Annotated in this window: 20 protein-coding genes; 13 read left to right on the top strand and 7 right to left on the bottom strand. The window is 68.3% G+C overall.

Annotation, left to right across the window (positions count from 1 at the left end; all coding sequences use genetic code 11):
- Nucleotides 1-62: 62 nt before the first annotated feature.
- A complete protein-coding gene (otsB, locus tag JZ792_RS30010) occupies nt 63-2,633 on the bottom strand; it encodes a trehalose-phosphatase (protein WP_216915781.1) in 2,571 nt (856 codons plus the stop codon).
- A 391-nt stretch (nt 2,634-3,024) separates the two neighbouring features.
- A complete protein-coding gene (kstR, locus tag JZ792_RS30005) occupies nt 3,025-3,759 on the bottom strand; it encodes a cholesterol catabolism transcriptional regulator KstR (RefSeq protein WP_254190544.1) in 735 nt (244 codons plus the stop codon).
- Between the two features lie 148 nt (nt 3,760-3,907).
- Here kstR and JZ792_RS30000 point away from each other — a divergent pair, with 148 nt between their 5' ends.
- The 6 genes from JZ792_RS30000 to JZ792_RS29975 all read left to right on the top strand — a co-directional run bounded on the left by JZ792_RS30000 (nt 3,908) and on the right by JZ792_RS29975 (nt 11,031).
- Entirely contained in the window at nt 3,908-6,088 is a 2,181-nt protein-coding gene (locus JZ792_RS30000; RefSeq protein ID WP_216915779.1) for an acyl-CoA dehydrogenase family protein, read from the top strand.
- A 26-nt stretch (nt 6,089-6,114) separates the two neighbouring features.
- On the top strand, nt 6,115-7,188 hold the full coding sequence (locus JZ792_RS29995) for an acyl-CoA dehydrogenase family protein (protein WP_216915777.1): 1,074 nt from the start codon (nt 6,115-6,117) through the stop codon (nt 7,186-7,188).
- On the top strand, nt 7,173-8,342 hold the full coding sequence (locus JZ792_RS29990) for an acyl-CoA dehydrogenase family protein (protein WP_216915775.1): 1,170 nt from the start codon (nt 7,173-7,175) through the stop codon (nt 8,340-8,342). The genes JZ792_RS29995 and JZ792_RS29990 overlap by 16 nt, the downstream gene beginning before the upstream one ends.
- 68 nt (nt 8,343-8,410) lie before the next feature.
- On the top strand, nt 8,411-9,295 hold the full coding sequence (locus JZ792_RS29985) for a bifunctional MaoC family dehydratase N-terminal/OB-fold nucleic acid binding domain-containing protein (RefSeq protein WP_216915807.1): 885 nt from the start codon (nt 8,411-8,413) through the stop codon (nt 9,293-9,295).
- Nucleotides 9,292-9,708 (top strand): MaoC family dehydratase, encoded by a 417-nt coding sequence (locus tag JZ792_RS29980; protein ID WP_216915773.1) that lies wholly within the window; start codon nt 9,292-9,294, stop codon nt 9,706-9,708. Before JZ792_RS29985 ends, JZ792_RS29980 begins: the two co-directional genes overlap by 4 nt.
- A 141-nt stretch (nt 9,709-9,849) precedes the next feature.
- Complete coding sequence (locus tag JZ792_RS29975) at nt 9,850-11,031, top strand: lipid-transfer protein (RefSeq protein WP_216915771.1); 1,182 nt, start codon at nt 9,850-9,852, stop codon at nt 11,029-11,031.
- Between the two features lie 7 nt (nt 11,032-11,038).
- On the opposite strand, the gene JZ792_RS29970 is transcribed toward JZ792_RS29975, so the two are convergent.
- Genes JZ792_RS29970 through JZ792_RS29955 form a run of 4 tightly spaced genes read right to left on the bottom strand, consistent with a single transcriptional unit; the run spans nt 11,039 to nt 13,442 of the window.
- Nucleotides 11,039-11,476, bottom strand: a complete 438-nt coding sequence (locus JZ792_RS29970; RefSeq protein WP_216915769.1) for a PIN domain-containing protein — start codon at nt 11,474-11,476, stop codon at nt 11,039-11,041.
- Complete coding sequence (locus tag JZ792_RS29965) at nt 11,473-11,685, bottom strand: antitoxin (protein WP_216915767.1); 213 nt, start codon at nt 11,683-11,685, stop codon at nt 11,473-11,475. Before JZ792_RS29965 ends, JZ792_RS29970 begins: the two co-directional genes overlap by 4 nt.
- Before the next feature lie 25 nt (nt 11,686-11,710).
- Nucleotides 11,711-12,988 carry an RNA polymerase sigma factor gene (locus JZ792_RS29960; protein WP_216915765.1) on the bottom strand — a complete coding sequence of 426 codons (1,278 nt, stop codon included), beginning with the start codon at nt 12,986-12,988 and terminating at the stop codon, nt 11,711-11,713.
- A gap of 31 nt (nt 12,989-13,019) precedes the next feature.
- The gene (locus JZ792_RS29955) at nt 13,020-13,442 is read right to left on the bottom strand and encodes a YciI family protein (RefSeq protein ID WP_216915763.1); all 423 of its coding nucleotides are present in this window, start codon (nt 13,440-13,442) and stop codon (nt 13,020-13,022) included.
- 185 nt (nt 13,443-13,627) lie between these two features.
- Between JZ792_RS29955 and JZ792_RS29950 the strand changes: the two genes are divergently transcribed.
- A complete protein-coding gene (locus JZ792_RS29950) occupies nt 13,628-14,074 on the top strand; it encodes an NUDIX domain-containing protein (protein ID WP_216915761.1) in 447 nt (148 codons plus the stop codon).
- A gap of 73 nt (nt 14,075-14,147) precedes the next feature.
- On the opposite strand, the gene JZ792_RS29945 is transcribed toward JZ792_RS29950, so the two are convergent.
- Nucleotides 14,148-14,816 (bottom strand): TetR/AcrR family transcriptional regulator, encoded by a 669-nt coding sequence (locus tag JZ792_RS29945; RefSeq protein WP_216915759.1) that lies wholly within the window; start codon nt 14,814-14,816, stop codon nt 14,148-14,150.
- Nucleotides 14,817-14,881: 65 nt separating this feature from the next.
- On the opposite strand from JZ792_RS29945, the gene zapE reads away from it, so the two are divergent.
- The 6 genes from zapE to JZ792_RS29915 form a co-directional block, all read left to right on the top strand.
- A complete protein-coding gene (zapE, locus tag JZ792_RS29940; protein WP_216915757.1) occupies nt 14,882-15,853 on the top strand; it encodes a cell division protein ZapE in 972 nt (323 codons plus the stop codon).
- Between the two features lie 181 nt (nt 15,854-16,034).
- Complete coding sequence (locus JZ792_RS29935) at nt 16,035-16,943, top strand: DUF4129 domain-containing protein (protein ID WP_308165509.1); 909 nt, start codon at nt 16,035-16,037, stop codon at nt 16,941-16,943.
- A complete protein-coding gene (locus tag JZ792_RS29930; protein WP_216915753.1) occupies nt 16,940-17,437 on the top strand; it encodes a hypothetical protein in 498 nt (165 codons plus the stop codon). Before JZ792_RS29935 ends, JZ792_RS29930 begins: the two co-directional genes overlap by 4 nt.
- A gap of 46 nt (nt 17,438-17,483) precedes the next feature.
- Nucleotides 17,484-18,446, top strand: coding sequence for an AAA family ATPase (locus JZ792_RS29925; protein WP_109525126.1), 963 nt, complete (start codon nt 17,484-17,486; stop codon nt 18,444-18,446).
- A gap of 956 nt (nt 18,447-19,402) precedes the next feature.
- Nucleotides 19,403-20,608, top strand: a complete 1,206-nt coding sequence (locus JZ792_RS29920; RefSeq protein WP_254190545.1) for a DUF58 domain-containing protein — start codon at nt 19,403-19,405, stop codon at nt 20,606-20,608.
- Nucleotides 20,605-20,913: hypothetical protein (locus JZ792_RS29915; RefSeq protein WP_216915751.1), on the top strand; the 309-nt coding region annotated here is incomplete at its 3' end. The genes JZ792_RS29920 and JZ792_RS29915, both read left to right, overlap by 4 nt.

The raw sequence follows: 20,913 nt of genomic DNA, 5'->3' as shown, positions 1-20,913 counted from the left end.
ACCGACGCCGAACGCCGCGCCCGGTTCACCAGCGGTGACCGTGCGCGGCGTTCGGGGGTCGATCAGACCAGCGCGTCCGCGGGCTGGCCGAGAAGTTGCGCACAACGCAGCAGACCGAGGTGGCTGTAGGCCTGTGGATGGTTTCCGAGCGAACGTTCGGCGACCGGGTCGTACTCCTCGCTGAGCAGTCCGGTCGGTCCGGCGACATCGACCAGCTGGGCGAACAGGGCCTCGGCGTCCGAGCGCCTGCCGATCAGCAGGTACGCCTCGACCAGCCAGGCCGCGCACAGGTGGAATCCACCCTCGCCGCCGGGCAGGCCGTCGTCGTGGTGGTACCGATAGACCGTCGAACCGCTGCGCAGTTCGGCCTCGGTCGCCACCACGGTCGCGGCGAAGCGCGGATCGGACGGGTCGATCAGTCCGCTCAGGCCGATGTGCAGGGTCGCCGCGTCCAGATCCGTGCCGTCGTAGGCCGCGGTGTAGGACTGCACCTCGTCGTTCCAGCCCTTGGTCTTGACCTCGTCGGCGATGGTGTCGCGCAGGACCACCCAGGCCGGATCGACGTGGCGCTGGAATTTCTGCGCGAGCGTCAGCGCGCGATCCACCGTCAGCCAGCCCATGACCTTGGAGTACACGTGGTGGCGCGGGTTGCCGCGGATCTCCCAGATGCCGTGGTCGGGTTCGGTCCAGCGCCGCTGGACCGCGGAAACCATGGCGCGCACCAGTTCCCAGTCGGCGTCGGGCAGTACCCGTGCCGGGTCGGTGCTGCCCTGCTGTTCGCGGGCGTGGGCGAGCGAGGCGATGAGATCGACGATCGGGCCGAACACGTCGAGCTGCACCTGCATATTCGCGGCGTTGCCGACGCGCACCGGACGCGAACCCGCGTATCCCGGCAGCTGATCGATGACGGCCTCCGGGGGCAGCGTCTCGCCGTAGAGCGTGTACAGCGGGTGCAACCGCTCCGGGCCCGGCAGCGTCTCCAGTACCCGGTGTACCCAGCCGAGGAAGGCGTCGGCCTCGCCGAGCGATCCGAGCGAGACCAGTGCCTGCGCGGTGAGCGAGGCGTCGCGCAGCCAGCAGTACCGGTAATCCCAGTTGCGCACGCCGCCGATATCCTCCGGCAGCGATGTGGTGGCCGCGGCCAGGATCGAACCGGACGGCGCGTGCACGAGGCCGCGCAGGGTCAGCGCCGAACGCTTCATGAGATCGGGCTTGAGCGGCGGCAATTCGAGTCCGGCGGCCCAGGATGCCCAGTAGCTCTCCGCTTCTCGTCGACGCTCCAGCTCGCTGCTCATCGCCGGTGCGAGATCCTGCGTGCCACAGCGCAATTCGAGCACGATCGACCCGTCGGACGGATCGACGACGGCGCGCGCCACATCGTGGGTACCGTCGGTCTCGATCTGCCATTCGACGCCGGGGGAGCGCAGCACCATCGGATCGTTGGTGCCGAGCACCCGCAGGCCGGTCTGCTCGCGCTCGATGGTCACCGGCACCTGGCCGAATTCCGGCCGGGGCGCGAAGGTGACGACGGCCTTGGCGTCGCCGCTGATGACCCTGGTCAGATCGGTCCGGCTCGGATCGACGTCGTGCGGCAGGTAGTCGACGACCGACAAACTGGCCCAACGGGTTTCGACGGTCATGGTGCCGTCGACGTACCGCTGCGACAGCGGCAGGCCCGGTCGCTCGGGCGCGATGGTGAAATGCCCCGCCTGCGGCCCGCCGAGCAGATGCGCGAAGACCGCGGCCGAATCGGGTTCGGGATGGCAGAACCAGGTGACCGTGGCATCGGGGGTGAGCAGCGCCACCGAACGCGGGCTCGCCAGCATGGTGAGCCGTTCGATCCGCGGCGCGCTCGCGCCCGCCAGCCAGGTGCGCCGTTCCTCCAGCAGGAAGGCGAGAGCCTTCGACACGTCCTCGGTGCTGTCCACCCGGAATTTGGCGAGGCTGTCACCCGCGCCGACCTTGATGCCGAGGTCGGGGCCGGACAGGACCCGGAACGCCTTCTCGTCGGTGACATCGTCGCCGAAGAACACCGCCGCGGTCGCACCCTCCTGATGGCGGATGGTGTCGAGCGCGGTGCCCTTGTCGGTGGGGATGACGGCCAGTTCGATGACCGCCTTACCCTCGGTCACCTGGACGCCGACCCAGCAGGCCGGGCCCAGACGGGCCGACTTCAGCGCGCGCAGTCCGATCTCGGGACTGGCGTTGCGCACGTGCAGCGCGATACTCGCCGGCTTGATCTCCACCGCGACGCCGGGATTCTCCTCGGCGATCTGCGTCAGCGAGGTCTGCACCTCGCTCAGCAGATGTTTGGCGTCGTTGTCGATCGCGTGCACGAAGCCCACATCGAATTCCGAGCCGTGGCTACCGATCAGTTGTACTTCCACCGGGAGCCGTGACAATGCGGCGAGATCCCGCAGCGCGCGGCCGGAGATCACGGCGGCGGTGGTTCCGGTGAGACCGGCGAGAGCGCGTAAGGCGCTCACCGATTCCCGGTGGGGATACGCCTTCGCCGGGTCGGACACGATGGGCGCTAATGTCCCGTCGTAATCCGACGCGATCAAGAGCCGTGGCTCGCGCGCGATCGTCGACAATGCACGACGAAGTTCCTTTGGCAGATCCTGTGCGCTCACGCATCCAACCTAGTGATCGGAGGAGTTTAATTCTGGGCGGGCAAAACAATACTGTGTTGAATTCGTCGCACCGCAGTGCGCCGGTGCGCGTGCGGGGGTGTCCGACGACGCGAACCGGATTCGCCCAGTTAACATATGGGTAACTGGCCGGTAACCTTTCAACGGACCGGAGCGACCCGTGTCGCGAGGCGATCACGAGCGTGCTCGCCGGGGCATGGTGGCGCCTCGGCTCTAGTGCCGGGGGTGAGTCGCTTTGCCGGACATCGAGGTTCGAATCCGGGTCGGCGACCGCGGGCAAACGCGGCATACGACAACGGTAGCCCGGCTGCCGCACTATTGTGCGACGGCCGGGCTACCGGTTGGGCTTCGATGTCGGCGCGAAAGCCTCCAGCTATTTCAGAGCGCCATCGCCGAGAAGCAGATCCACGGTCAGTTCGAGGCGATCGGTCACATCGGTCGCCGAGGCCCGGCGAGTGAGCCAAGCCACCAGGTTCGAAAGCCACACATCGCTTATCACCCGTGCGATGGCGAGTTGCCTTTCGGTGGGCTCGCCGTCGTTCATGGCGCGGGCGAAGACCCGGTCCATCACCTTGCCTACCCGGTCGACCTCCGCGGCCGCCGAAGCGTCGGCGAACATGAAGGCGCGGGTCATCGCCTCGGTGAGCAGTGGGTCGCGCTGCATCATTCTGGTGATCTGGGTGAGCAACAGATGCATGCGTTCGCGCGGCGACTGTCCGGCCAGTGGTTTGCGTTTGCCCTCGATCTGCTCGAATTCGCGCGACAGCGCCGAAACGAGCAGATGCACTTTGGAGGGGAAATAGCGGTAGAGCGTGCCGACGGCGACATCGGCGCGTTCGGCGACCGCGCGCATCTGCACCGCGTCGTAACCGCCCTTGGAGGCCAGGGCCAGCGTCGCGTCCAGAATTCGCTTACGTCGTTCCCGCTGCGCGGCCGAGCTCAGCTCGTCCTCGCTGAGCGTGGCGACGGTGGTGGCGGGCCGGGCGTTGTTGGCCCCGCGCCGTTCCTTGGGAGCCGTGTTCTCGCGCCGTGCTACCGCCGCCTCCGCGCCGTTCGCTGGCGCCGAAGGGCTCGAATCGGCGGGCTGCGATCGGGATGGACTTGCCATGAGATGAGAGTCCTTTCCTGGCGTCGTTTCGTCGGCTGGCATGCGCGGCGGGGCCGGGCGCCCCAAGTCGCTCTCTTGACTTGGACCCGGCCTTGATATTAGAACATGTTCTAGGTGTGGGCGTCACGCCGGAAAGGCGGTACGGAGTGTGACCATCGCCACCACTGACGAGCATAAAGCCGTTCAGGAGTCGATGCGCGGATGGGCCGGATCGGTCCGGCCGATTGCAACAATGCGGGCCGCCACCAGCGCGGGAGAGAGTTCACGGTCCGATCCGGCTGGACAACCTTTCTGGCGTGCGTACTGGCCCGCGCTCGCCGACCTCGGGATCTTCCGCGTCGCCGTCGCCGAGGAGGCGGGCGGTGCGGGAGGTACAGTGGCCGACCTCGCGGTGCTCGTCGAACAGGCCGCCCACGATCTGGTCGGTGGCCCGGTGCTGTCCACGGCACTGGCGAATCTGATCACGGCGGGCGCCATCGACGAGGACATGCCATGCGGCGTCGCGCTCGACTTCGTTGTCGAATCCGCGGTCAGCGTACCGGCCGCGGACGAGAACCTGTTGCTCGAGGGTGTCTGGGAGCTGGTGCTCGGGGCGGCCGATGACACCTCGGTGCTGCTGCCGGTCCGCACACCGGAGGGTCCGCGCCACGCCCTGATCGCCCCGAATGCCCCCGGTCTGCGTATCGAGCAACTGCCGCAGGCCGACCCGAGCGCGCCACTGGCGCGCGTGTACTGCGACGGCGTGACGGTGCCCGCGTCGCGGTTGTTCACCGCGCCGCACGCGATCGAGGATCTCGTCGTCGTCCTCGTCGCGGCGGAACTGTCGGGACTCGCTGGCTGGTGCCTGGACACCGCTGTCGAATACGCCAAGGTGCGTGAGCAATTCGGTCGCAAGATCGGCTCTTTCCAAGCGGTCAAACATATTTGCGCGTGGATGCTGTGCCGAACCGAACTGATCCGCGCGGTCGCCGCCGACGCCGCCGCCGCGGTCGACGAGGGCGGGGCGGAACTGCCGATCGCCGCCGCCATCGCCGCCACCGTCGCGCTGGACGCCGCGGTGGAGACCGCCAAGGACTGCATCCAGGTCCTCGGCGGCATCGGTTTCACCTGGGAACACGATGCGCACTTCTATCTGCGCCGGGCCACGGCACTGCGTCAGCTGCTCGGCGGCTCGGACCGGTGGCGGGCCAGGGTGACCGAACTGACCAGGGCCGGGCAACGCCGGACGACCGGCGCCGATCGGGTCCTGGCCGCGGACGGCGTCGAGGTGGACGACACCGGTGACCTGGCCGCCGAGGTGGCCGCGATCGCCGCGCTGCCCGCCGACGAGCGCGCGGGCGCGCTGGTCGACGCGGGCCTGACCATGCCGCACTGGCCCGCCCCCTACGGTCGCGCCGCGAATCCCATGACCGGACTGGTGATCTCGGAGGAGTTGCGCCGTCACGGCATGAAGGCGCCCGACCTCGCCATCGGTGGCTGGGCCGTGCCGACCCTGCTGCAACACGGCACCCGGGAACAGATCGACCGCTTCGCGTGGCCGACCCTGCGCGAAGAGGTCGTCTGGTGTCAGCTGTTCAGCGAACCCGGCGCCGGATCGGATCTGGCCGCGCTGCGCACCACAGCCAAGAAGGTCGACGGCGGCTGGGTGCTCAACGGCCAGAAGGTCTGGACCTCGCTCGGCGACCGGGCCGATTGGGGAATCTGTCTGGCGCGCACCGACCCCGCGGCGGCCAAACATCGTGGCATCAGCTATTTCCTGGTGGATATGCGGACCGAGGGCGTCGACGTGCGCCCGCTGGTGACGATCACCGGTGAAGCCCGGTTCAGTGAGGTCTTCCTGGACGACGTGTTCGTCCCGGACGACGGTCTGGTCGGCGAGGTGAACAACGGTTGGAAGATCGCCAGGTCGACCCTGTCGGCCGAGCGGGTCGCGATGGGCGGCAACGGCATCGGACCGGTGCTCGAGGAACTGATCGCGAAACTGCCCGAATCCGGGCCCGGCGCCGAACTCACCGGTGATCGTCTCGGCGCGCTGATCGCCCAGGCCATCTCGGGTCTGCTGGTGGAACAGCGCGCGGTCATCGAGATGCTGTCCGGCGGCGACCCGACGGCGCTCAGCAGTGTCCGCAAACTGGTGGGTGTTCGCCACCGGCAGGACGTGGCGGAATTCGCCGCGACCACGGCGGGTCCGGCCGGGGCGCTGGCATCCGACGAGGTCAAGGAATTCCTGCTCACCCGCTGCCTGTCGATCGCGGGCGGCACCGAACAGATCCTGCTCACCGTGGCCGGTGAACGGGTGCTCGGCCTGCCTCGCGACGCGAGCGGTTAGTCGACGAGGGAACTGGGAGATACAGCGTGGACTTCACCAGGGACGAGGGCCAGGACGCCGTGGCCGAGGTCGTCGTCAGCGTGCTCGAGCGGGAGCAGGCGCGCGATTTCGAGCTGTGGCCGATCCTGGTCGACAGCGGACTGCTGTCGGTGGCCCTGCCGGAACGCTTCGGCGGCGACGGCATGGGCCTGTCCGAGATCTCGGTCATGTTGACCGAACTGGCCACCGACGCGGTGGCCGTACCCGCTCTGGCGACACTGGGTCTCGCCCTGCCGCCGCTGCTGGCCGGACTTCCCGACAGCGTCGCCGCGCGGGTGTTCCCCGAGATCGCGGGCGGCGCGATCCTCACCGTGGCGCTGAGCGAACCGGGCGCGCCCTTCGTGGACAAACCCTCGACCACCGCGGTCGTCGACGGTGATTCGGTGATCGTCACCGGAGCCAAGATCGCGGTGCCCTATGCCGAGCAGGCCCGTTGGCTGCTGATCCCGACCGATACGGGGCTGGCCCTTGTCGACGCCGGGGCCGACGGGCTGACCATCACACCGACGCCGACCTCCGGCGGCATACCGGAGGCCGGGGTGCGCCTGGACGGTGTGCGGATTCCGGCCGAGCAATTGATCCCCGACGGACTCGCCCGATTGCATCGCACCGCGATCGCCGCCATCGGTTCGGTCGCGGACGGACTGCTGAAGGGCGCGCTGGTGCTCACCGCCGAACATCTGCGGACCAGACACCAGTTCAACCGTCCGCTGGCCGAATTCCAGGCGGTCGCACAGCAGATCGCCGATCTCTACGTCGTCTCACGCACCCTGCACGCCGCGGCGGTGTCGGCGAACTGGGCTCTTGCCCAGGACGCCGAGACCGCGGCCACGCCGGAACACCGGGAACGCACCGACGACGATCTGGACGTCCTGGCCTATACCGTGGCCTCCGAACTGCCCGCCGCGATGCAGAAGTGTCATCACCTGCACGGCGGTATCGGCGTCGACGTGACCCATTCGATGCACCGCTATTTCTCACAGGCCAAGGACATCGCCCGCTGGCTCGGCGGCGCGTCGTTCCGACTCGACCGATTGGGGACCAGATGTTCATCGACCTGACCACCGAGCAACGCGCGCTGCGTGCCGAACTGCGTTCCTATTTCGCCGATCTCGTCACTCCGGAGGAGGAGGCGCAGATGCAGGTGAACCGTCACGGCGACGCCTACCGTGCCGTGGTGCACCGGATGGGCGCCGACGGCTGGCTCGGCGTCGGCTGGCCCAAAGAATACGGCGGCCAGGGTTTCGGCGCGGTCGAACAGCAGATCTTCTACAACGAGGCGGTGCGCGCCGATGTGCCGTTGCCGCTGGTCACCCTGCTGACCGTCGGCCCGACCCTACAGACCTACGGCACCGACGAGCAGAAGCGGAAATTCCTGCCGGGAATCCTCTCCGGCGACATCCATTTCGCGATCGGCTATTCCGAACCCGAGGCGGGCACCGACCTGGCGGCCCTGCGGACAAGCGCGGTGCGTGACGATTCCGGCGACTGGATCGTCAACGGGCAGAAGATCTTCACCACCGGCGCGCACGAGGCCGATTTCATCTGGCTGGCCTGCCGCACCGGAACGGTCGAATCCCGCCACCGTGGCATCACCATCCTCATCGTCGACACCACCGACCCCGGCTATTCGTGGACGCCGATCATCACCTGCGACGGTGCCCACCACACCAACGCCACCTATTTCGACAGCGTTCGCGTACCCGCGAACATGCTGGTCGGACAGGAGAACCGGGGTTGGCAGCTGATCACAACCCAGCTCAATCACGAGCGGGTCGGCCTCGGCCCGTCCGGCAAGATCGAACAGCTCTACGACCGGGTGCGCGACTGGTCGGGCGCGCACAATGTGCTCGCCGAACCGGATGTGCGGCGCTCGCTCGGACGGATGCACGCCATGGTCCGGCTCAACGAACTGCTGAACTGGCAGGTCGCGGCCACGGTGGACAGTAAGACCGACGACCCGATGGGCGTCATCGCGGACGCGTCGGCCACCAAGGTGTACTCCACCGAAGCGCTCCAGGAAGCGGGCAGGCTGGCCGAGGAGATCGTCGGCGGCCACGGCGATCCGGCCGACTCCGACACCGCGGCCCTGCTGACCTGGCTGGACCGTCGCACCAAACAGAATCTGGTGCTGACCTTCGGCGGCGGCGTCAACGAGGTCATGCGCGAACTCGTCGCCACGGCCGGGCTGAAACTGCCGCGCGTACCCCGCTAGAGGACAAGGAGACTCGCGTGCCGGACATCACAGCACCGGAAGAGATCACCGCCGCCGCCGAAGCGATCATGGCCGCGGGCGAATGCGCCCCGCGCCTGGCGCGCGACCCGGTGAACCAGCCCATGATCAACAACTGGGTGGAAGCCATCGGTGACACCAACCCGATCTACGTCGACGAGGAGGCCGCCCGCGCGGCCGGACATCCCGGCATCGTCGCGCCGCCCGCTATGGCGCAGGTGTGGACCATGTTCGGGCTCAACGGAGTTCGACCGGCCGACGATCCGATGGGCACCGCCACCGCACTGCTCGACGAGGCCGGATTCACCTCGGTGGTCGGCACCAACTGCGAGCAGATCTATCACCGGTACCTGGTGCCGGGCGAGCAGGTGACCGTCACCAGTCAGCTCGACAGCGTCGTCGGCCCCAAACGGACCGGACTCGGCGACGGCTGGTTCCTGACCTTCCGCACCAAGTGGTACGTCGGCGACGAGAACGTCACCGAAATGCTTTTCCGCATACTGAAATTCGCACCCGGCACCGCGAAACCGCAGCAGCAGGCCGGTGAGCGGGTCGTACCGCTGGTCTCCCATGACACCGAATTCTTCTGGGAGGGAGCGAAAGCGGGCGAGCTGCGCGTCCAGCGACTGCCCGACGGATCGCTGCGGCATCCGCCGATCCCCGCGCTGTGGAAGGACAAGTCCGAGGTCACCGATTACGTGGTCGCCTCCGGCCGGGGCACGGTGTTCAGCTACGTCGTGCACCACGCGCCGAAGGTGCCCGGCCGTGGACTGCCGTTCGTGGTCGCGCTGGTCGAGTTGGAAGAGGGCGTGCGCATGCTCGGCGAATTGCGCGGCATCGACCCGGCCGAGGTCAAGGTCGGTCTGCCGGTGCGAGTGGATTTCGAAGCGCTGGACGACGACTCCACGCTGCCGTACTGGAAGGTTTCCGAATGACGACCGTGTCCGAACCGGATCTCCGCGTCGGCGCGGTGTTGCCGGAGTTGGTGATCCACGCCGATCCCACCTTCGTCATCAGCACCGCCATCGCCACCAGGGATTTCCAGGATGTGCACCACGACCGCGACAAGGCGGTCGCGCGCGGGTCGAAGGACATCTTCGTCAACATCCTCACCGACACCGGACTCGTGCAGCGTTTCGTCACCGACTGGGCCGGTCCGCGCGCCGTCGTGAAATCCATCGCCCTGCGCCTGGGGGTACCGCTCTACTCCGGTGACACGCTCACCCTCGCGGGCACGGTGACCGAACTCGACGGCGACGACATCCATATCGAGGTCACCGGGCGCGACAGCCTCGGCGACCACATCACGGCGAAAGCTGTGATCGCTTTTCCACGGAGGTCACAGTGAGAGACAATCGCGCAGCCGCTCGCTGTGACCGACCGGGTGCGGGTGTCCCGCAGGTTACGGAGGTCACAGTGAGAGACAATCGCGCAGCCGCTCGCTGTGACCGACCGGGTGCGGGTGTCCCGCAGGTCACAGGGAGCCGAAGTGAGTGAGCAGAAAGGGCTGTCGGGGCGGGCGGCGGTCGTCGGTATCGGCGCCACCGATTTCTCCAAGGATTCCGGCCGCAGCGAATTGCGTCTGGCCGCCGAGGCGGTCACGGCGGCGTTGGCCGACGCGGGGCTCACGCCCGCCGACGTCGACGGCCTGACCACCTTCACCATGGATACCAACACCCAGGCCGCCGTCGCGCGGGCCGTCGGTATCCCGCACCTGAAATTCTTCTCCCACATCGGTTACGGCGGCGGCGCGGCATGCGCGACCGTGCAGCAGGCCGCGATGGCGGTCGCCACCGGAATCGCCGACGTGGTGGTGGCCTACCGCGCCTTCAACGAGCGTTCGGTCTCCCGTTTCGGGCAGTTCTCCACCGCGCTCGCGACCGCGCCCACCTCATCGGGCATCGACGCGGGCTGGTCCTACCCGCACGGTCTCGGTACCCCGGCCGCGCAGGTCGCCATGGTCGCGCGGCGCTACATGCACGTCTACGGCGCGACCAGCGAGGATTTCGGCCGGGTCGCGGTCGCCGATCGCAAACACGCCGCGGTCAATCCCGACGCGTTCTTCTACGGCAAACCGATCACGCTGGAAGACCACCAGAATTCCCGCTGGATCGCCGAACCGCTGCATCTGCTCGACTGCTGCCAGGAATCCGACGGCGGCGTCGCCATCGTCGTCACCAGCGCGGAGCGGGCGAAGGATCTGCCGCAGCGCCCGGCCGTCATCGTCGGCGCCGCGCAGGGCAGCGGAGCCGACCAGTACGTCATGACCAGCTACTACCGCGACGCCCTCACCGGTCTGCCGGAAATGGGTCTGGTCGGCGACCAACTGTGGTCCCAGAGCGGCCTGCGCCCCGACGATATGCAGGCGGCGATCCTCTACGACCACTTCACCCCGTTCGTCCTCATGCAACTCGAGGAACTCGGTTTCTGCGGGCGCGGCGAAGCCAAGGATTTCATCGCCGACGGCGCGATCGAACTCGGCGGCCGACTCCCGCTCAACACCCACGGCGGTCAACTCGGCGAGGCCTATATCCACGGCATGAACGGCATCGCCGAAGCCGTCCGCCAGATCCGAGGCACCTCGGTCAACCAGGTCGACGCGGTCGAGAACATCCTGGTCACCGCGGGCACCGGCGTCCCCACCTCGGGCCTGGTCCTCACCGCCGGCTGACGGTAATTCAGTTCGCGTCGTAGGGGAGCAGAGTGAAGTGATCTGCTCCCCACAGCGGACGAAGCCGACGGAAATGCCGCTGGTCCAACGTGAGCAGTGTCGTTGTGCGATATCTGTCGGCCAACACCACATTCGACGCGTCGGCGATTCCCACGTAGTCCTTCGGGCTATCGAACTTGCGAGTCAGTTCAACAGCTACCGCGTGATCTTCGGGCGCCCACTCTGCGAGTTCGTATGCTCCGGTCACGATGTCTCGGCCGAATGCGCGGGCGGCATCGGCTCCGAGGCGAGAGGAGAGCATGTAGTCCGCTTCGGCGACTATGAACGGTGAGACGACGAGGAGACCTGCGGCTTCGGTGAGGATGCCGGCCAGCGGTACGTGTTCGTCGTATGCCTCATCGAACACAGCGAGTATCGCGCTCGTATCGACAACGACAGCGTTCACTCGCCGAAGCCTCGAGCCAGCTCCGCGTCGATCCGATCCGCGCTCAGAGGTTCGGTACTTCGATATCCGCCGATCGTCGGGCGTGGCTTGGCACCGCTCTCATCGATCAGGCGGTCGATCTCTTGCGCGAGCGTCAATCCATGCGTCGCCGCAAGTCGGTGCAGCCGGTCCCGAGTTGCTTTGGGGACCTTGATGGTGGTCGCAGTCATACCGGCGAGTATACCGAACTGCCGATCACCGCAGGGTGATGGCGGTTGCCTTGCGTAACAGTAGGTCTCGTTCGCGTTCGTTGCCCGCGAGTCGGGCGGCGGCCTCGAATTCGGCGCGGGCCTCGTCGCGGCGGCCGAGGCGGGCGAGGAGTTCGCCCCTGGTCGCGGGGAGCAGGTGGTAGCGGGCGAGGCGGCCGTCGGCGACCAGTGCGTCGACCAGGCGGAGGGCGGCGTCGGGGCCGACGGCCATGGCCACCGCTGCGGCCCTGTTGAGTTCGACGACCGGTGAGGGCGCGATCCGGCCGAGTGCCTCGTAGACGACAACGATGCGTTCCCAATCGGTGTCGTCCACCGAATTTGCGACGGCGTGAGTTTCGGCGATGGTCGCCTGGAGGGCGTACGCGCCGCGACCGCAGCCGAGCGCGTCCACCAGTCGCAGTGCGATCCGGCCGCGCGTGATGCTGCTGCGATCCCAGCGCCGCCGGTCCTGGTCGGCGAGCAGGATCGGATCGCCGTTGACGTCGGTGCGCGCGGGAAAGCGCGCCGAGGTCAGCTCCATCAGGGCGAGCAGGCCGTGCACCTCGGAGGCGTCCGGGACGAGCCCGGCGAGAACGCGGCACAGCCGCACCGCCTCCAAGCCCAGTTCCGGCCGCATCCAGGTGTCGCCGCGGCCCGCCGCGTAACCCTCGTTGAACATCAGATAGAGCACGCCGAGCACCCCGGCCAGCCGAGGTCCGAATTCGAGCCGTTCCGGCACCTCGAACTGCACCCCGGCGGCGGCGAGTGTCTTCTTCGCCCGCACGATCCGCTGCTGCACGGTGGCGGTCGAGACCAGGCACGCGCGAGCGATGTCCTCACTCGACAACCCGCCGACCACCCGCAGCGTGAGCGCCACCTGCGCTTCCCTGGCGAGTACCGGATGACAGGCGATGAACACCAGCCGCAGCACGTCGTCATCGATGTGGTCGGGATCCCACGGTGGTTCCGTGTCGTCCTCCAGCGCCATCTCGCGGGCGATTCCGGCCAGCCGTTCGGAGTAGCGTTCGTCGCGCCGCCAGCGATCGACGGCCCTGCGCTTGGCGACCGTGGTCAGCCAGGCGCCCGGATTCTTCGGAATCCCGGTCTGCGGCCACTGCGCCAGCGCGTCGACCAGTGCCTCCTGGGCGAGATCCTCGGCGAAACCGAAGTCGCCGACGGTCCTGGTCAATGTCGCGATGATCTTGGCGGATTCCATGCGCCAGACCGCCGCGACGGAACGCCGTACCGATTCCGTGCGGTCGTCCCGTGTCGAGGCGACGTTCATGGCTCGAACTCTCGAATTCTCGGTCGTGGATCTAGGAGTTGCGCGCCTCGGCCTCGTCGCGCCACTGGATTTCCTTCTGGATCCACTCGTTGTCCTGCGGGAAATCCTCGTTGCCGTGCACCCGGCGCACCTCGATCTTGGATCCCGGCCCGAGCGGCACGCGCTTGGCCCATTCCGCGGCTTCTTCCTTGGAAGCGACCTCGAGGATCCAGAACCCGCCGAACAGTTCGGTGGTCTCGCCGTAGGGGCCATCGGTGACCAGCGGCGGGTCGGCGGCGAAATCGACCACGAACCCTTCCTCCGGGCCCGCGAGTCCCTCGCCCGCGAGCAGCACGCCCGCCTTGATCAGGTCCTCGTTGTACTTGCCCATGGCCTCGATGACCTGCTCGAACGGGATGTTCTTCGAAGCTTCGATCGCCTCGTCGGTCGAACGCATGATCAGCATGTATTTCATCGTTTTCTCCTTCGTCACGGGTCGTGTCTCGACCCTCTCATCCATCACGTCGAACGAGAAGGACACAGATCGACCGCCCGCCGAAAGTTTTTTCGGAATTCTTTTCGACGCGGGTACCACGCCGGGTGCGGCCGCCGTCACGGCGTAGTTTGAGGCGGCAGCACCGCGTCGCCCCGAGGAGTTCGATGACACCCAAGCACCTGGTCGACGTGCACGTCCTCTTCCTGCGCGAGGACGAGATCCTGCTCAGTAAGCGCCGCAGTCCCGACGAATTCGACGGGAGTTGGCATCTGCCCGCGGGCAAACTCGAACGGGGGGAGTCCGTGACCGCGGCCGCGGCCCGCGAGGCCATGGAGGAAGTAGGTGTCACCCTCGATGCGGCGGAGCTGGAGCTGATCCACGTCTCGCACGTGGTCGCCCCGCACCTGCCCGCCCGCCTCGGCCTGTTCTTCCGAACCCGGCGTTGGATCGGTGAACCGGACAATCGCGAGCCGGACAAATGCTACGAACTGCGATGGTTCCCCCTCGCCGCCCTGCCCGAGAAGGTCATCTCGTACTCGCTGAACGGGATTCACGCACACCGCACCGGTGCCACCTATTCCGAACTCGGTTGGCGCCGGTCCGGATCGTGAGGGTCGTCCGACGCCGACCGTCCGATGCGCTCCGGCCGGTGGCGTCGGCCTCCCGCGGTCGTCCGCGCCAACCTCACCGGTCGTGCGCGGCACCACGCAGGAACGTCGACAGCAGCGCGGTCAATTGGGCGACGCTCTCGTCTGTCCCCGCCCGCATCCCGGCCCGCACCCCCGCGAGCCGGTCGAACACCGCGCCTTCGATCATCGCGACGAAATCGCCCGCCGACCGATCGGGATCGGCGATCTCCAGGGCAAGGAACAGATCGCGGGCGCGATCGACGGAGAACAGGCTGCGGGCGAGCCGATCACGCGAATCCGCGTCGCCGATCGATTCCACGATCAGCGCGTGCCGCGCGATCAGATGATTGCGGCGTTCGGCGAGTAGCCGATCCAGCCACCGGGCGACGGCGTGCGCGACGGAGTCGGGGTCGATGCGCCCGGTACCGGCGCGGACATCGGCGGTGCCCCGGTCGATGATCGCCGAATCGCTCCTCGTCGATGTATCGATGTCGATCGCCCGCATCAGTTCCGAAGCGAGGAAATCCTCGCGGGAGCGGATGGTGACGCGTTCCGAGATCGCGTCGACGAGTGCCTTCTTGGTGCGGAAGTAATAGGAGGCGGATCCGGGCGGCAGTGCTAGTTCGGCGTCGAGGGCGCGGTGGGTGAGCGCGCGGATACCCCTGGTGGCGATCAGGTCGATGGCCGTGTCGACGAGGCGTGCGCGGCGGTCGGTCGTGGACATCGTCACCTTCTGTGGCCGGGACGTTCGATACTCCTCTACAAATGTAGAGGACGGAGGAGGGTGTCATGGATACGGTCGAACTGGATGCCGATCAGCGTCGGGTCGCGGCCCGGCTGGGGGAGTTGCTCGACCAGCGCGGTCGGCCGGTGAAACGACGTCGGGGGATCTACCTGCACGGTCGCCCCGGGCGCGGCAAGACCATGCTGATGAACCGCTTCTTCGACAGCGTGGCCTCGAAACACAAGCGGCGCTGGCATTTCCATCACTTCTTCGCGCGGTTGCACGCCGCCGTCCACGAGACGGGTTCCATCGACGCCGCCGTCGCCGCACTGCTCGGTGACGCCGCGCTGGTCTGTTTCGACGAATTCCACGCCGACGACATCGGTGACGCGATGCTGATCGCCCGCGTACTCGACGCGCTGTTCGCCCGCCCCACGGTTCTCGTCCTGACCTCGAACCATCCACCCGCCGACCTGCTGCCGAACCCGCTGTACCACGACCGGTTCGCGCCGACCATCGACCGGATCGTTCGGCACCTGGACATCGTCGCCGTGGACGGCCCCGTCGACTATCGAACGTTGGGTGACAGCGCCGGAACAGGTTTCGCGGCCGGGCGCTACGTGATCACGGCGACGACCGGAGTGAGCGTGTCGTCCCAACCCGGGCGAACAGTGTCCGACGTTCTCGTCGGCACCCGCCGAATCCACGTCCGCGCGACGACGATCGATTCGATCACCGTCGATTTCGCCGCCCTCTGCGCCACCCCGACCTCGGCGGCCGACTATCTCGAACTCGCGCACCGTTTCCGGCGTTGGACGCTCACCGGCGTGCCTCGACTGCGCGAGGCGCCCCCCGACGCCGTCACGCGTTTGGTGAACCTGATCGACGTCCTCTACGACGCCGATCTGGAGCTGTCCGTCCACGCGGACGCGGCGCTGCCGGAGTTGCTGGACGGCGTGCTGGGTGTCGCCGGTGTCGCCCGAATTCGCAGCAGGCTCAGTGAGATTTCACAACCCGCGCGGGTGGCTTCTGGGTAGCTGACCCAGGCCGTTTCGAGTGGTACGTTCGTACCTGGTACACCGTATAAACCCGAGGTGATACGAAGTATTCGATTCTCTCTCGAACGGGCAGCCGGGCATGTAACTATGTGGCTGTTTCGGGCAGTACTCAGGTTTGGTGGTAATCCGGTTGGTTCGGGCGCGAGCGCCGATATCGCGCGTGATCGTGCTGATCACGCTGCTGGCGTGCGCCGCGATAGCGTTGCGCGGCCACATACCCGGCGCGGGCGATACCGTCGAGCATCGGTGGGTTCCCTCGGCGATAGCGGTGGCGCTGATGCCGGTGCTGTTCACCGTCTCGGTGGTGATCCTGCTCGCCGGGGTGATCGCGAGCAGACATCGCCTCCCGCTGTCCATGCCGGACGTCGACGACGATCCGGCCGGACCGTCGAAACCCGGCCGAACCCTGGAGATCGTCCTCGGCGTTCTCGCGGTGCTCGCGCTCGTCGCCGCGGCGGCCGTCGCCGTCTACACGATCGGCGTGCGGGGCGGGAACGAGACATCGCCCCCACCGGCGCGAACCACCCCCGGCGTCACCCCCGTCCCGGGCGGATCGGAGCCCACGGACCCCGGCGCGGCGACGGACGGGCTCAGCGGCCTTCCCCTGCTCCTGACCGGTATCGCCGCCGTCGCCCTGATCGTCGTCGCCCTCGCCGGGCTCGTCGTCGTGGCGCTCGCCGCCCGCCGCACCCCGCGCAGGGAAGCGCAGCCGGTTCCCGCCGCGCCCGCCGTCGTGGTCGATTCGCTGACCCGCGCCGCCGAAATGGGCCTGGCCGCGATGAACGCGCCCGGGCAGGACCCGCGCACCGCGATCATCGCCTGCTACGTCGCGATGGAACGCGGACTCGCCTCCGACCGCGCCGCCGCGCCGCTGGCCTCGGACACCCCGATGGAAGTGCTCGCCCGCGCCTTCGAACGCGGCGCCCTGCACGACGCGTCCGCGCGCGAATTGGTCAGCCTGTTCGAAGAGGCGCGGTTCAGCCCTCATTCGATGATGGAATGGCAGCGGATGCGCGCCGAACAATTGCTGCGAATCGTGCTCGCCGACCTCCAGGGGGCGCGGGCATGAACCGGGTCGTCGTCGTGGTCGCCGCGATGGTTCTCATCGCGGTGGCGGAACTGGTCACCTTCGGGAAAGCGCCGGGTGTACTGCTGCCGGTCGCCGCGATCCCATTGGCGCTGGCCGTCATCCAGTTGACGCTCGGGCTGCGACGCGGCCGGGAGCTCGACGAAGAGGAACCTCCCGACGATATGGAGAACGGCCCCGCCGAGATGCTGTATCGCTGGCACGCGCGGGCCCAGATGCTGGCCGATCGGGCGGAGGGCACCCGCGCCGACTGGGACCGGCACCTGCGTCCACTGCTGGCCAAGGAGTTCGAATTGTCCACCGGCCTACGGGTCGCGAAGAACAGGAAGGCGACCGAAGCCGCGGGCATCCTGCAATTCGGTCCGGAGCTGTGGCGCTGGGTCGATCCGGCGAACTCGGCACTGCGCGATCAGACCTCGCGCGCGCCGGGACGTGCCGCGCTGGACGAGATCCTGCGTCGTTTGCAGGGAATGTAGCGGTCGTTCATCACACGAATGGGTTGAGGCAAGTGCGAGAAGACATATGACGATGCCGATGGACGCGACGGTCCAGCGCACCGAAGCCGTTCTCCGGGAACTGTCCCGGGTGATCGTCGGTAAGCGCGACGAGTTGCAGCTGATCATGATCGCCGTGCTGTCGGGCGGGCACGTCCTCATCGAGGATCTGCCGGGATTGGGCAAAACCCTGATAGCGCGGTCGTTCTCGGCCGCGCTCGGCCTGGAGTTCACCCGGGTGCAGTTCACCCCCGATCTGCTGCCCGCCGATCTGCTCGGGTCGACGATCTACGACATGTCGTCGGGCCGTTTCAATTTCCGGCGCGGGCCGGTGTTCACCAATGTGCTGCTGGCCGACGAGATCAACCGGACCCCGCCCAAGACCCAGGCGGCGCTGCTGGAGGCGATGGCGGAGGGACAGGTGAGCATCGACGGTGAGACCTTCCCGCTGCCACAGCCTTTCATCGTCCTGGCGACCGACAATCCGATCGAGTACGAGGGCACCTATCCGCTGCCGGAAGCGCAGCTGGACCGTTTCGCCATCCAACTGCGCCTGGGCTACCTGTCCGAACACGACGAGGCCCAGATGATCCGGCGCAGACTCGAACGCGGCTCGACACCCCCGCAGGTCGGCAAGGTGGTCGAGGCGGGCGGTCTGTTGGAGATGCGCCAGTCGGTCGAATACGTGACGGTCCACCCGGACGTGGTGGGTTACGTGGTCGCGCTCGCCTCGGCGACCCGCTCACATCCGCAGGTCGAGGTCGGCGCGAGTCCACGCGCCGAATTGGACCTGGTCCAGATGGCCAGGGCCCGCGCGCTGCTGCTCGGTCGCGACTACGTGGTCCCCGAAGACGTGAAAGCGCTCGCCGTCCCGGCGATGGCCCACCGGATCACCCTGCGCCCCGAGATGTGGGTCCGCCGGATTCGCGGTGAGGACGTGATCGCCGAACTGCTGCGCCGCCTACCCGTTCCGCGCGCAAGTGTGACGTGAGCATGCGGGGTCTGCATCGCGCACCGGAACCCGACGAGTCGGGGGACGACACCGAGTCGCGTTCGACCGCGGCGGCCGACGCCGGGCCGGGGGCCGCGCCCGCGCCGAAAGGTGTCCCCTCCGACACCGGGCGTCGGTCGAGTTTCTGGTCGAGGGCCGCGAACAGGCCGGGGCCGACCGAACCCGAGTCGAGCGCTGCGCCGCCTCCGATCACGCGGCCGACAGCCGCCGACATCGGATCGGACTCCGCTGTTCGACCGGAATCTGCGGCCGGATCACGCCCCACCTCGGGATCGACCGCACCTCTCGGCCCGCTGGATGTGGGCCGGGTGGCTCCCGGTGGACCGGCCTCGGGCGCGGGGCGGGTGGCCCCTGCCGGACCTGTGTCGGGTACCGGGCAGGCAGGTGCCTTCGGTCCGGCGTCCGGCGTGGGGCGGATGGCCCCTGTCGGACCTGTGTCGGGCGCCGGGCAGGCAGGCCCCCTCGGTCCGGCGTCGAGCGCGGGACGGGCAGCCTCCGTTGGTCCGGTGTCGGACAGGGGGCGGGCAGCCCCTGCCGGATCGGTGTCGGACAGGGAGCGGGCAGCGCCTCTCGGACCCGCCACGAGCACGGGACCGGATCTCGGCATCGCGGCGGAATCGGGCCTGAACCCGGGTTCGGGCATCACGCGAGGTTCCGGTGCGCGTTCCGGACCGATCTCCGAAACCCGGCCCGGGTCGGGAGCGGACGCGGTGGCACCCGAACCGTGGCCCCGCACGATTCCAGCGTCCACCACCGGCCCGCGGCCGGCGGTGGACCCGGCAGCGGTTACCGCGCCGTCCGTGATCCAAGGCGCCGCCGGGCGCAGAGCCGCCGCGCAGGCGTCGAATGCCGGTGACCGGTCCGTCGCACGCCATCGCGATGTGACCAGAACCGTCGACGCCGAATTGCATTGGCGGCCCGCGGCTCTGGTGTACATGCTCGCCGTGTGCGCGGGTGTGGCGATGGTGGCGGCGGTCGCTTTCGGGCAGTGGCAGCCGATCCTGTTCGCCGCGCCCATGCTCGGCGTGCTCGCCACCGCGCGGTGGCAGCAGTCGCGTACCAGAATCCAGGTCGACGGCGGCGGTACGCTGCGCTGCTTCGAAACCGAAGAGGTGGTGCTGCCCGTCGCCGCCTACGTCGACACGGGACACGCCCTGCTCCGGCTGAAACCGGAGCCGGTCCACGGACTCGGGATCGAAATCGAGGAGGCGAGCGATTCCGGGACGGCGCCCGCCGGGTTGCGGCTGGCCCTCACCGCGGATCGCTGGGGCCGCTACCCCTGCGCCGTGCGGGTCTCCGCGCTCAGCCCGGCGGGCCTGGCGGTCGCCACCGCCGTGCTGCCCGCAGGGCAACTGTACGTGTACCCGATCACCGATCCGCAGCGAATGCGTTTGCCGCGCACCGAACTTCCCGAACGTCTCGGCACCCATCTGACCAGGAAATTCGGTCCCGGCGTCGAATACGCCGATATCAGGGCCTACGTACCGGGCGACCAGCTGCGGACCGTGAACTGGGCGGTGAGCGCCCGGCGCGGCAGGCTCCATGTCACCGAACGGCTGACCAACCGTTCGGCCGATGTCGTCGTCCTGGTCGACACCTCGCAACAGGCACCCGGCCCCGCGACGGATTCGCTGGAACTCTCGGTGCGCGGCGCCGCGCAGGTGGTGCAGTCCACCCTGCAAGCCGGTGACCGCACCGCCGTCGTGTGTCTCGGCGGCACACCGCGCTGGCTGCGCCCCGATATCGGTCGCCGCCAGTTCTATCGGATCGTCGACACGGTGCTCGAGGTCGGCGACGAACATATCGAGACGACCGGCACCCTCGCCCCGCACGCGGCGGTGCCGCTCGGCGCGGTCGTGGTCGCGTTCTCCACCCTGCTCGACACCCAATTCGCGCTGGCGCTGATCGATCTGCGCAAACGCGGACACGTTGTCGTCGTGGTCGACGTGCTGCGCGGCACACCGTTCCGCGACGGTCTCGACCCGACGCTGGCCCGCATGTGGCAGCTCGAACGGGCGACGATGTACCGGGATATGGGCACGGTCGGCGTCGATATCGTCGCGTGGACCGAGGGCGCACGGCTCGACCAGGTCATGCGCCTGTTGCCCGAACACCGCAGAAGGATCCGGGTGCGCCGATGACCAGATTCCTCGCCGTCCTGTCCGGCGCGCTGCTGGTCCTCGCGGTCGCGCTGATGATGCCGTTCGCGGCGATTCCCGCGATCGTCCTCGTCGTCGCGGGCTGGTGGTTCCGGGTGTCGGCGGTGACCGCCGTACTGCTCGCGCTCGGCGTCCTCGTCGCCTCCGAGACCGGAGTCCTGGCCGCGGCCGCCGCGGGCCTGGTGGCAACCACCTACCTGCTGAACACCGCGACCGTCTCCGCCCCCGTCGGCGTGGTACCGACCACCGTCCCCTCCGTCGCGGGCGCCGTCCTCTTCTCGGTGTGC

This window comes from Nocardia noduli (assembly GCF_019038455.1).
Classification (GTDB): Bacteria; Actinomycetota; Actinomycetes; order Mycobacteriales; family Mycobacteriaceae; genus Nocardia; species Nocardia noduli.
Note: the sequence above shows the minus strand (reverse complement) of the source record. Positions and strands in the feature narration are given on the sequence as shown.